This is a genomic window from Caulobacter sp. GW821-FHT11E10, assembly GCF_058808375.1.
The window spans coordinates 489,115-501,797 of the sequence record NZ_JBXARP010000005.1; the positions used below are offsets into that span (position 1 = coordinate 489,115).

Here is a 12,683-nt window from a genome sequence, read left to right on the forward strand (position 1 = left end):
AAAAGTGGCCCATGAGGCCGCGACAGGAGGGAACCGGTTTTGCGAACCACGGGACGGCAAAAGAGTCTGGCAAAGCGCGACGAGAGCGGTCGAGGCGTCGATGCGCGTTGACGGCGCTTTCGTGCAGCCCTTCATGGATTTCTCGCGCTCCCTAGACCGCGAGCTCAGCGATCTGCTGGTCCAGTCGTTGTTTCGGCGGATGCGGCACGCACTGCTTGAGGGCCAGGGTCTTGAGGTGCCGCGCATCGGTGAACTGACCGTGCGCCAGAAGAATCCCTACGCCCTCATCAATCCGATCAGCGGTCAGGCTCAAGAGCTCGGCGGCGAACGCACCATCCTGTTTCGACCCGATCGGCAGTTGCTGCGGGACCTGAACGCCGTCCGGAGAGACGACGATGTCGCTTGATTTCCGCGTCCTGCTGCAAGCCTCGGCCGCTGTCGCGGTGATCGCCATGGCTGGCGCCGCCGCCGCTCAGGAGGCGCCGGCTTATCGCGACGCCAAGTTGCCCGCCGCGCGGCGCGCCGCCGATGTCGTCGCGCGCATGACGCTGGAGGAGAAGGCCGGACAACTGCGCCACGCCGCTCCCGCCATCCCGCGCCTGGCGGTTCCTGCCTACAACTGGTGGAGCGAGGGCCTGCACGGCGTGGCCCGGGCAGGCGAGGCCACGGTGTTTCCGCAGGCCGTCGGCCTGGCCGCGACCTTCGACGTCGTGCTGATGCACGATGTCGCCGACGTCATCAGCACAGAATTCCGCGCCAAGTACGTCGAGAAGGTCGCGCCCGACGGCTCGACGGCTCAGTATCGGGGCCTGACGGTCTGGTCGCCCAACATCAACATCTTCCGCGACCCTCGCTGGGGCCGGGGGCAGGAGACCTATGGCGAGGACCCCGTCCTCACCACCGAGATGGGCGTGGCTTTCGTCCAGGGCCTGCAAGGGCCCGATCTCGATCATCTCAAGACCATGGCGACAGCCAAGCACTATGCCGTGCACAGCGGCCCCGAAGCCGACCGGCATCGGGACGACATCCATCCGTCGGCGCATGATCTGGAAGACACCTATCTGCCGGCCTTCAAGGCGTTGATCACCCGCGCCAAGGCCGACGCCGTCATGTGCGCCTATAACGCCATCAACGGCGTTCCGGCTTGCGCCAATTCGGCGCTGCTGACGGACCGTCTCCGCCGCGACTGGGGCTTCAAGGGCCATGTCGTGTCGGATTGCGGCGCGGTGGCGGATGTCTATCAGTCGACCGCGCACGCCTATCGCAAGACCGCGGCCGAGGCCTTCGCCGCCACCCTTAAGGCCGGCACGGACCTGGCCTGCGACTTCGGCGGCGCCAAGGGCGTCGAGGCGCCGGCCATTGTCGAGGCCGTGCGGTCCGGCCTGGTCAGCGAGGCCGAGGTCGACGTCGCCATGCGTCGGCTGTTCGAGGTTCGCTTCCGCCTCGGTCTCATGGATCCGCCGACCAGTGGGCCGTGGGGCAAGATCACCGCCGCCGACAACGATACGCCCGCCCATCGCGCCGTCGCCCTGCGCGCGGCCCAGTCGTCGCTCGTGCTGCTGAAGAACGACGGCTTGCTGCCGCTGAAGGCCGCGCCCAAGACCATCGCGGTGATCGGTCCCAATGCGGACAGCACCGACGCCTTGGTCGGCAACTATAACGGCACGCCCTCCAAGCCGGTGACGGTTCTGGCCGGACTCCGCGCGCGCTTCCCAGGCGCGAAGATCGTGCATGTCCCGGGGACGGGTCTGGTCGGACCGGTCAGCAATCCGGCGCCGGACGCGGTCTTCTGCCAGGATGCGGCCTGTACGGCCAAGGGACTGAAGGCCGAGGCGTTCGACAATCTGGATCTGGCCGGCGCGCCGGCCGAGACGCGCGTCGATCCGAACGCCAAATTCAGCTGGGGACGGCCGACCCGCCAGGAGCGCCACACCTCGATCCGTTGGAGCGGCTTCGTGACGCCGAAGCAGACCGGCGCGCACGGTTTCTCGCTGACCGGCGACGGCGGCTGGCGCGTCAGGGTCGACGGCCAACTGATCGCCGACTTCTGGAACGCCGCCATTGATCCCTCCATGGCCAAGACGATCGACCTCGTCGCGGGCAAGGCCTATGCGATCACCATCGAGGCTCGCCAGGACGGGGACCGTGGAACCCAGGGTCTGACCTGGAGCCAACCCGCTGACGACGGCGACGCGGCTCTGGCCGCCGCCAAGGACGCCGACCTCGTGATCTTCGCCGGCGGTTTGACGGCTCGGGTCGAAGGCGAAGAGATGTCGGTCCACGCCGCCGGCTTCGCCGGGGGCGACCGCACCAGCCTGGACCTGCCGGCGCCGCAGCAGAGGTTGCTCGAGCGTCTGCACGGGCTGGGCAAGCCGGTCGTCCTGGTGCTGATGAACGGTGGCGCGATCAGTTCGAACTGGGCCGACAAGACTCTGCCGGCCGTGGTCGAGGCCTGGTATCCGGGCGGCGACGGCGGGACGGCGATCGCTGGCCTGCTGGCCGGGGACTACAGCCCCTCGGGTCGTCTGCCGTTCACCGTCTATCGCTCGGCCGACCAGCTGCCGCCGTTCAAGGACTACGGCATGGCCGGCCGCACCTACCGCTATTTCGGCGGCGAGGCTCTCTATCCGTTCGGCTACGGTCTTTCGTACACCCGCTTCTCCTATGGCAAGCCCGTCCTGAAGGGCGCGGCCGTCGCCGGAGAACGCGTGAAGGTCTCGGTTCCGGTGGCCAACGCCGGCGGCCGTGACGGTGACGAGGTCGTCCAGCTCTATGTCTCGCGACCTGGAGCGGCCGGGGCGCCGATCCGGGCGCTGAAGGGCTTCCAGCGCGTGTCGCTGCGCAAAGGCGAGACCAGGACCGTCAGCTTCGACCTGGAGGCGGACGCCTTCGCTACGGTCGACGCGAACGGCCGACGGTCAGTCGAACCAGGTTTGGCGGACGTGTGGATTGGTGGGGGACAGCCGGTTTCGCGACCGGGCCTGGCCCAGCCGTCAGGCGTGGCCGCCAAGCTCCAGATCACCGGCCGGAAGGCGCTCGCCAACTAGGACCACAACCACCCGCGCGCGGACAGACAAGAAGCCGCACGCGAAACCAGCAGATCAAATTGGGGAGGAACCAATGACTACCGCTAGAAACAAGCACCGGACCACCTTGCTGGCCGGCATTTCACTGACCGCCATCGTCGTCGCCGCGCCAGGCCTTGCCGCCGCCCAGACCGCGTCGGCCACGCCCTCCAGCTCGACCGAAGTGGTCAGCGAGGTGGTCGTCACCGGCTATCGCGCCTCGCTCCAGAGCGCGCTGAATCTGAAGAAGAACTCGGACGTGATGATGGACGCCATCAACGCCGAGGACATCGCCGACTTCCCGGACTCGAACCTCGCGGAGTCGTTGCAGCGACTGCCGGGCATCTCGATCGACCGTGACAACGGCGAAGGCCGCACCATCAGCGTGCGCGGTCTGTCGGGCGACTTCAGCCGCGTGCGGATCAACAACATGGAAGCGCTGTCGACCGGCGCGGCCAACGACGCCGGCAGCAGCCCGAACCGCTCGCGCGCCTTCGACTTCAACGCCTTCGCCTCGGAGCTGTTCAGCTCGGTCCGCGTGCGCAAGTCGTCCTCGGCCGAAGCCGACGAAGGTTCGCTGGGCGCGACGGTCGACCTGATCACCGGCCGTCCGTTCGACTACAAGAAGAGCCAGATGGCCTTCTCGGCCGAGGATTCCTATTATCGGAACGGCAAGAAGCACAGCCCGCGGATCACCGGCCTGTTCTCCGACCGCTGGTTCGACGGCAAGATGGGCGTCCTGGTCTCGGCCGCCTGGGCCAAGCGCAACTCGGAAGACGACAACTACGCTCGCGGCACGGGCTCGTCCGACTATGTCTATCGCGGCAGCACCTGGACCGGCGACGAACTGCCCGGTCGCGCTGGTTTCGCGGCCCCGACCGGCACGGTTTTCAGCGCCCTGATCCCGACCACCCTGACGGGAACGGCTCTGGACGCCTACAAGGCCAATCCAGCCAACTACTATAACCCGCTGGCCAACCCGGCCGCCTATGCCGCGATGACCGGCTCCGACCCCGTCGCCTACGCCAAGCTCTATCCGGGCTGCGCGGCGGTGGCCTCGTCCCCGATCGCGGGTCTGACCACGACCACGCCGGGCTGTAACAACTCGCAGGTTCGCTTCCCGGCCCTGCCGTCGATCGCCCAGCGCAACGTCTCGACCGAGCGCCTGGGTCTGACCGGTTCGTTCCAGCTGCAACTCGCCGAGCGCACCCGGCTGACGATCGATGGCCTGTACTCCAAGTTCGAGAGCACCAGCACCAACTACCAGCTGGGCCCCGTCGGCCTGAACCGCAACAACACCAACGCCAGCTACCAGTTCGGCGCGAACACGCCGACGGCGACGGCTCGCGCGGGTACGGCGATGACCGACGCCCAGCGCCGCGCGCTCTATCCCGGCACCTGCACCTTCGCCGCCGAAACCGAGCTGAGCCCGGGCACCGACTGTGGTCAGTCGCTGAACGGCGCGAACCCGTTGGCCGGTTACACCTTCAGCTTCAACCCGAACAACCTCGACGCTTACGAGTACTACACCAACCCACTGTCGGTCGGTTACGCCGGCCCGGCCGCCTCCCTGCCGTTCCGTGGCCAGCTGATCGGCCGCCCGGCGGTGAAGGTGCTGGACGCCGACGTGGTCGGCCAGAACGCCGAGTACCTGAAGCTGGCCAATGTCGACTGGCGCTCGGGCGCCGACCGCGGGGCCTATACGACCGACTTCCGCCAGGTGTCGGCCAATATCGATCATGAGTTCAGCGATCAACTGAAGGCCCAGGTCTCGGTCGGCGCCTCGCGATCGGAGAACGTCAACGTCGGCACCCTGGTCGAGTTCAACGCCATGGACGTCCAAGGGCCGTTCATCTTCGACGAACGCGGCACATCCAGCATGCCGAAGTTCGACGTCGGCTTCGACGCGACCAATCCCGCCAACTGGGGGATCATCAAGGGCTTCTCGGGCATGCGCCACTACCGGCGCACGACGGTCAACGACTACAAGGGCGGCAAGATCGACCTGACCTACGAGCTCGACGACCACTGGACGATCAAGGGCGGCGTCACCAAGCGTGAATTCCAGTTCTCGACCGACCAGTACGAGCGCAACAACGATCTGCTGAACCCGACCGAGAAGGAAGCCAAGGTCTCGGTCGCCTCGCTCGGCCAAGTGATCAATTTCGGCGACGGCCTCGACCTGCCGGCGGGTACGACGACCAGCTTCCTGGTGCCCAACATGGAGGCGTTCAGCAGCGTCTTCGGCTACGACTGTAACTGCATCAACAAGTTTGGCGACTTCACCATCACGCGGAAGCGCAACCGCACCGCCACCTTCGGCGTGACGGAAAAGAACCTCTCGTACTACGCGCAGTTCAACTTCAACTATGAAGTCTGGGGCGGTCGCCGCCTGTTCGGTAACGTCGGGGTCCGCCAAGCCGAGACCGACGTGCTGGCCTACGGTGAAACGACCGCTGGCCGCCGCATCACGGGTGAGAACCACTACACCGACACCCTGCCGTCGGGGAATCTGACCTGGGAGGCCTACGACAACCTCTACATCCGCTTCGCCGCGGCAAAGGTCATGGCCCGTCCGCTGCTGGGCAATCTGTCGCCGGCCATCACCGGCATCAGCATCCCCGGCGACGCCTCGACGACGGGTGGCACCATCACCGTCGGCAACACCAAGCTCTCGCCGTTCCGCGGCAAGGCCTTCGACGTTGCCGCCGAGTGGTATTTCAACAAGGGCGGCCTGATCAGCCTCGGCTACTTCCGCAAGGATATCGACAGCTTCCCGCAGACGGTCTTCTACGAAGCGCCGCTGTCGCAGTTCCTGGACGCCGACGCCATCGAGGCGCTCAAGCTGCAATTCCCGGCCGCGACCGGCGGCGACGTCTTCCGCCGCGCCTATATCGACGCCGACAACACGGTTCTGGCTCGCCAGGTCCGCGACGCGCCGGGCGGCTATCTGCAAGGCTGGGAGTTCAACTTCCAGCAGGATCTGACCTTCCTGCCTTGGTACTTCAAGAACCTGGGCGTCCAGTTCAACATGACCAAGCTGGACACCAAGCTGACCTACATCCTCGACCCGGGCACGGTCGTCGCGGGCGCGGGTACGGTGACCAAGGCTCCGACCTACGGCACCGGTCCGTGGCTGGGCGCGTCGCCCAAGGGCATGAACCTGACGGTCTATTACGAGACCAAGAAGTTCAACGCCCGCGTCTCGATGGCCAAGCGTGACGCCTACAACACGACGTACCCGCTGACGGCCGGCAATTGCGACCCCGGTCTGCAGGCCAACGGCACGGCGTGCGACAGCCCGCTGATCAACGAGTTCGGCTCTTCGGGCGCGACCACCAACGTCGACATGTCGGTGCGCTACACGCCGTTCAAGCAGGTGAGCATCACCTTCGAGGCGCTGAACATCACCGACGAGAAGGCCACCCGCTACAGCTACACCGACCCGGTCATCCAGTCGTACGGCGCCAGCGGCCCGAACTACCGCCTGGGCGTTCGGTACAAGTTCTAGTCTTCACCCCCGAACCCAAGCCTGCATCGGCGGGCTTGGGTCCTCGGCGGCGCCGGTGCAGTCCACCGGCGCCGCTTTTTTGTCTGATCGCCGAGCGCGTCTTGATCGCCCGGTCACATCGCGCGGAAGCGGTGACGGAACGCCTCGCTGACGCGGATCGGCTCGGCGACGCCTTTCAGCCAGAGCTGCAGACGACCATCCTCGTCGGGTTTCACCTGGCGGATCGCCGACACGCGGACGATGGCGTTGCGATGGACGCGCCAGAACACCGCTGGATCCAGCTGCGCCACCAATTCCTTCAACGGCATGCGGATATGGGCCGACTCCGTGGCGGTGGCGACGCGGGTGTACTTGTCCTCGGACTGGAAGAAGAGGACCTCGTCGATCGAGATCATCCTCACCACCTCGCCGACGCTGGCGGTAATCCAGGTGACCGCCCGCCTCGGTGCGAACTGACTGGAAAGCGCATCCATCAGGGCCGCCATGTCAGTGGAGGGCGCGGTTTCATGGGCCCGCAAGCGCGCCACGGTCTCGGCCAGGCGATCCGCCCTGATGGGCTTGAGCAAGTAGTCCACGGCGCGCGCTTCGAAGGCCTGCACGGCGAATTCGTCATAGGCCGTGATGAAGACGATCCGCGCCGGCTTCTCGGCCTGCCGCGCGACGTCCAGCCCGCTGAGGCCCGGCATGCGGATGTCGAGAAAGGCGATGTCTGGAGGATCGGCCGCCCAGGCCTCAAGCGCCTCGAAGCCGTCGTCGCATTCGGCGGTGATGGTAAGCTCGGGCCACAGGCCGGCCAGCATGGCGCGCAGCTCTTGCCGCTGGGGGGCTTCGTCCTCGGCGATCAGGGCGGTGACTGTCCGGGTCATGACGCCACCAGCGGAATGCGGATGCGCGCGCTGACCCCGCCTTGGGGGCGCGAGGTGATCTCCAGCGCGGCGCGGTCGCCGAACAGGCTCTGCAACTGGGCGCGGACATTGGCCAGGCCCACGCCCGGCGTCACGCCAGGTTCCAGCCCGGCGCCGTCGTCCTCGACGCTGACCGTCAGGGCCCCGCCGTCCGACCGCGCCAGGATGGCGATCTCGCCAGGGCCGGGCTTGGGCTCGATGCCGTGGGTGACGGCGTTCTCGACCAGGGTCAACAGGATCAGCGGCGGGAAGGGCAGGGCGCGGAGGCCCTCGTCGGCCTCGACGCGCACCGTCAGTCGTCCCGCCATGCGCACGCGCATCAGATCCAGGTAGCGCTCGCAGAGATCGATCTGGCGATCCAGCGTCGCCTCCTCGATCCGGGCCTCGCGCAGGCGGGGCAGGGTGGCGCGCAGATAGTCGGCCAGGGCGTCGATGGTCTGGGCCGCGCGTGCCGGCTCGCTGGCGATCAGTGAGCGGACCGAGGCCAGGGTGTTGAACAGGAAGTGCGGCTCGACCTGGGCCTGGAGCACGGTCAGGCGCAGATCGGCGGCGTCGCGTTCCGCGCGCAGGGCCTCGACCTGGCGACGCGCTTCGTACTGAGCGATGCGCCGCCGCTCGCCCAGGTAGTAGACCGTCGCCAGCCCGCCGCCGGCGAAGATCCAGACGAAGGTTGAGGCGTCGACGCTGGCGCGGAAGAAGCGCGACATGGTCTTGCCGAACAGGCTGACCTCCATCGGGCGGGTCGAATAGCCGGCCATCAGGTGATCGTGGAAGTCGCCAGCCCAGCGCAGGGCGATCAGACCGATCCACAGGCCGATCAGGATCGAGACGATCACCAGCACGCGCTCGACGACGAGCGGCGGACGAAGGTGGCGGACCACCGTTGCCAGGGCGGGGCCGGCCGACACCGTCAGCAGGGCGGCGGCGCAGGCCCGCAGGGCCAAGGGCGGCCAGTCGCTCCAGGCGCCCATGCCCGAGGCGTGCCAGGCGGCGAAGGCCGAGCCGGCCAGCAGGGCCAGAGGCCAGAAGACGACTCCGCGCCGCAGCAACCAGGGCCAGGTGAACGCGCGAAAGCTTTGATACAGGGTCCAGCCGCCAAGGTCCGACAGGACGCCTCGCGGTAGCCGGGTGCGCAGGTCGTTGTCGGGCGTCGCCATGCGGACAAGCTAGCAAAGCCCGGCCGCCGGCGCACGAAGGCCCGTCCCATGCCTGGCCGTTTCGTCGGCGCTCAGCCGATTTCGTCGCACCGGCGCTCCGGTCGTCCGGCTCACGCCTATCCCTGGTTCAACCACGAGAAGGGCGCGAACCATGCGAACGACGATGTTGACGGCGGTCTTGGCCGCCACGCTGATGACGGCGAGCGCCGGCGCCCAGGCCGCGCCGCGCGAGGAGGTTCTGGTCACGACCGGATGGCTGGCCGGACACCTCAAGGATCCCGACCTCGTTTTGCTGCATGTCGGCGAAGAGGCCGACTACAAGGCCGCGCACATCCCTGGCGCGCGTTTCGTCCGCCAGTCCGATCTGTCGGTCAACGCCGACGGACGAACGCTGCAGATGCCCTCTGCGGCGATCTTGCGCGAAAGGTTGCGGGCGCTGGGCGTGACCGATCGCTCGCGGGTCGTGGTCTATTTCGGCTCCGATTGGGTCTCGCCGGCGACGCGGGTGGTGTTCGCCTTGCAGAGCGCTGGCCTTGGGGCGAGGACCGATCTTCTGGACGGCGGCATGCCGAAGTGGCGGCGCGACGGCGGGGCCGTGACGACCGAGATCTCCGCGGCGCGGCCAGGCGAGCTCGCGCCCTTCGCCTTGCGGCCAACGGTCGTCGACGCCGACTATGTTCGAGCCAATGGCGGAAAGCCGGGCTTTGTGCTGATCGACGCCCGGGCCCCGGTCTTCTACGACGGGCTTCAGCCCGGCGGGGCGCACGACCACATGCGGCGCGGACACATTCCCGGCGCGCGCAGCCTGCCGTTTACCAGCGTCACCCATGACGACCTGACCCTGAAGGCTCCTGGCGACCTGGCGGCGCTCTTTCAGAAGGCGGGAGTCCGGCCCGGCGACCGGGTGATCGTCTACTGCCATATCGGCCAACAGGGCACGGCCGTGGTCTTCGCCGCCCGCGCGGCGGGGATCGACGCCGTGCTCTACGATGGCTCGTTCGAGGACTGGTCGCTGCGCGATCTGCCGGTCGAACAATGACCTCGCGCTCCTATGCCGATCCCTACATCGCGGGCGTGGGCCTGGGCCTTGTGCTGCTGGCCTGTTTCGCGCTGACGGGGCAGGGGCTGGGCGCCTCCGGCGCCTTCGCCAGCGTCGCCAGCGGGATCCTCGGCGTCCTAGAGCCGCGCGCTGTGGCGGACAATGCCTGGGTGCAAGGCTATGTGCGGGACGGCGCGCCGTGGACAGCCTGGATGGTGATCGAGGTGGTCGGGGTGGTCGCCGGCGCGGCGGCGTCCGCGCTCCTGGCCGGACGGTTCAAGCGCACGGGCGCTCGTGTCGGACCGGGACGATTGGCGGCGGCGACGACCGGCGGAATATTTATGGGCATGGGCGCGGCCCTGGCGCGGGGCTGCACCAGCGGTCTCGCCCTCAGCGGCGGCGCGCTGCTCAGCGTCGGGGCCTGGGTGTTCATGCTGGCCCTGTTCGCCGGCGGCTTTCTGGCCGCGCCGCTGCTGCGGAGGCTGTGGGCATGAGCGAACTCCTCCTCGCGGGCACGGTTGGCGCGGCCTTCGGCTGGACCCTGGAGCGCGCCGGTCTCGGCGATCCGCCCAAGCTGGCCGGTCAATTCTATCTCCGTGATTTTACCGTGCTGAAGGTGATGATGAGCGCGGTCCTGACCGCCATGCTCGGCGCCTTCTGGCTGGGACGGCTGGGGCTGGTCGATCTCGCCGCGTTCCACGTGCCGGCGACCTATCTGGCGCCCCAACTGGTCGGCGGCCTGGTCTTCGGCGTCGGCTTCATCCTGAGCGGCCTCTGCCCTGGAACCGCTTGCGTGGCCCTGGCCAGCGGACGCGTCGAGGGGGCGCTGACGGTTCTGGGCCTGCTGGCCGGGATGCTGCTGACCGGTCTGCTGTTCCCAGCCCTGGAGGCCCTCTACGGGGCCGCGCCGATGGGCGCGGTGACCCTGCCGCGCCTGACCGGCCTGTCCTACGGCGTGGTCGTGGCGGTCGTGACCGTGGCGGGTGTCGGCCTGCTGGCCGCTGTCGCGCGATGGGAGGCCGCCCGATGACCACCACCCGCCGGCTGGGCCTCGGCGCCCTGGCCCTGGGCCTCGTCGCGCCCTTCGCCGGCAGTCCGTACCGCTCCGCGCGCGGTCCGTTCGATGTCGATGCCATCACGCGGGCGATCGACGACGGCTCCGATCATGTCAGTGCGCGGGAGCTGGCCGGCTGGATCCGCGAGCGCCGGCCAGGCCTTCGGGTCATCGATGTCCGCGCGCCAGAGGCTTTCGACGACGACGCCATTCCCACCGCCGAGAACCTTCCGATCGACCGACTGGTCCGGACCGCATTCGCGCCTGGCCAGACAATCGTCCTCTATTCGCGGGAGGGCGCGCACGCCGGACAGGCCTGGGTGCTGCTCCGGGCGCTGGGGGTGACCGGCGCGGTCTTCATCCCGGGCGGTCTCGCCGACTGGTGGGAGGAGGTCATGACCCCGGTGCTGCCCGCCGACATGCCCGTCGCCGAGCGCGAGGCGATCGCCGAACTCAGCCGCTATTTCGGCGGCTTTCCACAGATCGGCGCGTCGAGCGGCGGCGGCGTTTCCGAACCCGCCAAGCGCTTCCGGAGGCGTGGATGCTAGCCTTGAGCGGGCTCGAAGCCGAGGTCTTCGATTTCGACGCTCTGCGCGATGATGAGTTCGCGCGCCTGGACGAGGTCGGGATCGCCTATCTGGACTATACGGCGGCGGCGCTCTACGGCGCCTCGCAGGCGCGCGGGCAGGCCGACCGCCTGGTGCAGGGGCTGTTCGGCAATCCGCATTCGGAGCACTTGGCGTCGCGCAACAGCGCCGCCGCCCAGGCCGAGGCCCGCGCCGCGACCCTGGCCTTCTTCGACGCCGACCCGGAAGTCTATGAGGTCTGTTTCACCGCCAATACGACCGCGGCGATCAAGCTGGTGGCCGAGAGCTATCCGTTTTCCGGGACGCGAGGCTTCATCCAGTCGGCGGACAACCACAATTCGGTCAACGGCGTCCGAGAGTTCGCCCGTCATGCGGGCGCGTCGATCTCGGTGCTGCCGCTGGACGACGAGCTACGCCTGGATCGGGGCGGCGAGCGCCTGCGGGCGGCCGTGCAGACGCGCGGGGCGGGTTTGTTCGCGTTTCCGCAGCAGTCCAACTTCTCCGGCGTGCGTCATGACCTGGTGCTGGTCGACATCGCTCAGGCGCTGGGCTGCGACGTGCTGATCGACGCCGCTTCGGCCGGCGCGTGCGGAGGCCTGAGCCTGCGGCGCCATCCGGCGGAGTTCGTGGCCTGCTCGTTCTACAAGCTGTTCGGACTCCCGACCGGGGTCGGGGCGCTGATCGCCAAGAAGTCGGCCCTGGCGCGGCTGCGGCGGCCCTGGTTCTCGGGCGGGACGGTCGAGTTCGTCTCGGTGGCGCACGATCGTCATGCCTTGCGCGTGGGTCACGAAGGGTTCGAGGACGGCACGCCAAACTTTCTCGACCTCGCGGCCGTGGAGAGCGGCTTTACGTTCCTGGGGCGCATCCCCCAGTCCGCCCTTCGCGCCCGGATGCGGGGCCTGACCCACTATCTCCTGAAGGCCGCGAGCGCGCTCCGGGGCGACGACGGAAGGCCGCTGGTGCGGATCCATGGTCCAGCGGGACTGGAGGACCGGGGCGGAACGATCGCCTTCAACCTGCTGCGCGACGATGGCCAGGTGGTTCCCTATGGCGAGGTCGAACGGCGCGCGCGCGATCATGGCGTCGCGATCCGCGGCGGCTGCTTCTGCAATCCTGGCGCGGCCGAGCGGGCGTTTGGCCTGGATGCGCCGAGCGTGGGCCGATGTCTCGATGCGCTGGAAGGTCGATTCAGCATCTCGGCCTTCGGCGAATGCGTGGGCGAGGCGGTTGGCGCTCTGCGACTGTCGGTGGGACCGCCCACGACCTATGGCGATCTTGACCGGGCGCTGGCGCTGATCGCGACCTACGCCAGGGACTGACAGAACCGAACGGCGCGCAAAGGAAAGGGGGAGCGGTTGCCCGCTC

Annotated in this window: 10 protein-coding genes; 8 read left to right on the plus strand and 2 right to left on the minus strand. The window is 68.2% G+C overall.

Translation table 11 applies throughout. The features are described 5' to 3' along the window. Positions 1-100 precede the first annotated feature (100 nt). The 3 genes from AC1RRV_RS13090 (at position 101) to AC1RRV_RS13100 (ending at position 6,576) form a co-directional block, all read left to right on the plus strand. On the plus strand, positions 101-406 hold the full coding sequence (locus tag AC1RRV_RS13090; RefSeq protein ID WP_492860085.1) for an HU family DNA-binding protein: 306 nt from the start codon (positions 101-103) through the stop codon (positions 404-406). After that, complete coding sequence (locus tag AC1RRV_RS13095; RefSeq protein ID WP_492860086.1) at positions 396-3,047, plus strand: glycoside hydrolase family 3 C-terminal domain-containing protein; 2,652 nt, start codon at positions 396-398, stop codon at positions 3,045-3,047. Before AC1RRV_RS13090 ends, AC1RRV_RS13095 begins: the two co-directional genes overlap by 11 nt. 73 nt (positions 3,048-3,120) lie before the next feature. Then, the gene (locus AC1RRV_RS13100; protein ID WP_492860087.1) at positions 3,121-6,576 is read left to right on the plus strand and encodes a TonB-dependent receptor domain-containing protein; all 3,456 of its coding nucleotides are present in this window, start codon (positions 3,121-3,123) and stop codon (positions 6,574-6,576) included. A gap of 113 nt (positions 6,577-6,689) precedes the next feature. Here AC1RRV_RS13100 and AC1RRV_RS13105 read toward each other — a convergent pair whose 3' ends face one another. Both AC1RRV_RS13105 and AC1RRV_RS13110 read right to left on the minus strand, forming a co-directional pair. After that, positions 6,690-7,442 (minus strand): LytR/AlgR family response regulator transcription factor, encoded by a 753-nt coding sequence (locus tag AC1RRV_RS13105; protein ID WP_492860088.1) that lies wholly within the window; start codon positions 7,440-7,442, stop codon positions 6,690-6,692. Then, entirely contained in the window at positions 7,439-8,638 is a 1,200-nt protein-coding gene (locus AC1RRV_RS13110; protein ID WP_492860089.1) for a sensor histidine kinase, read from the minus strand. The genes AC1RRV_RS13105 and AC1RRV_RS13110 overlap by 4 nt, the downstream gene beginning before the upstream one ends. Positions 8,639-8,789: 151 nt before the next feature. On the opposite strand from AC1RRV_RS13110, the gene AC1RRV_RS13115 reads away from it, so the two are divergent. The 5 genes from AC1RRV_RS13115 to AC1RRV_RS13135 are packed head-to-tail and all read left to right on the plus strand — an operon-like array spanning position 8,790 to position 12,637. Then, on the plus strand, positions 8,790-9,677 hold the full coding sequence (locus AC1RRV_RS13115; RefSeq protein WP_492860090.1) for a sulfurtransferase: 888 nt from the start codon (positions 8,790-8,792) through the stop codon (positions 9,675-9,677). Next, positions 9,674-10,171, plus strand: coding sequence for a YeeE/YedE thiosulfate transporter family protein (locus AC1RRV_RS13120; RefSeq protein WP_492860091.1), 498 nt, complete (start codon positions 9,674-9,676; stop codon positions 10,169-10,171). Before AC1RRV_RS13115 ends, AC1RRV_RS13120 begins: the two co-directional genes overlap by 4 nt. Beyond that, complete coding sequence (locus AC1RRV_RS13125; RefSeq protein WP_492860092.1) at positions 10,168-10,707, plus strand: DUF6691 family protein; 540 nt, start codon at positions 10,168-10,170, stop codon at positions 10,705-10,707. Before AC1RRV_RS13120 ends, AC1RRV_RS13125 begins: the two co-directional genes overlap by 4 nt. Beyond that, complete coding sequence (locus tag AC1RRV_RS13130; RefSeq protein ID WP_492860093.1) at positions 10,704-11,279, plus strand: rhodanese-like domain-containing protein; 576 nt, start codon at positions 10,704-10,706, stop codon at positions 11,277-11,279. The genes AC1RRV_RS13125 and AC1RRV_RS13130 overlap by 4 nt, the downstream gene beginning before the upstream one ends. A 2-nt stretch (positions 11,280-11,281) precedes the next feature. Then, a complete protein-coding gene (locus AC1RRV_RS13135) occupies positions 11,282-12,637 on the plus strand; it encodes an aminotransferase class V-fold PLP-dependent enzyme (RefSeq protein ID WP_492860094.1) in 1,356 nt (451 codons plus the stop codon). Positions 12,638-12,683 lie beyond the last annotated feature (46 nt).

Coding starts and splice junctions, on each gene's coding strand:
- AC1RRV_RS13115 (WP_492860090.1), top strand. CDS start 8,790: ATGCGAACGACGATGTTGACGGCGGTCTTGGCCGCCACGCTGATGACG.
- AC1RRV_RS13095 (WP_492860086.1), top strand. CDS start 396: ATGTCGCTTGATTTCCGCGTCCTGCTGCAAGCCTCGGCCGCTGTCGCG.
- AC1RRV_RS13100 (WP_492860087.1), top strand. CDS start 3,121: ATGACTACCGCTAGAAACAAGCACCGGACCACCTTGCTGGCCGGCATT.
- AC1RRV_RS13105 (WP_492860088.1), bottom strand. CDS start 7,442: ATGACCCGGACAGTCACCGCCCTGATCGCCGAGGACGAAGCCCCCCAG.
- AC1RRV_RS13125 (WP_492860092.1), top strand. CDS start 10,168: ATGAGCGAACTCCTCCTCGCGGGCACGGTTGGCGCGGCCTTCGGCTGG.
- AC1RRV_RS13090 (WP_492860085.1), top strand. CDS start 101: ATGCGCGTTGACGGCGCTTTCGTGCAGCCCTTCATGGATTTCTCGCGC.
- AC1RRV_RS13120 (WP_492860091.1), top strand. CDS start 9,674: ATGACCTCGCGCTCCTATGCCGATCCCTACATCGCGGGCGTGGGCCTG.
- AC1RRV_RS13130 (WP_492860093.1), top strand. CDS start 10,704: ATGACCACCACCCGCCGGCTGGGCCTCGGCGCCCTGGCCCTGGGCCTC.
- AC1RRV_RS13110 (WP_492860089.1), bottom strand. CDS start 8,638: ATGGCGACGCCCGACAACGACCTGCGCACCCGGCTACCGCGAGGCGTC.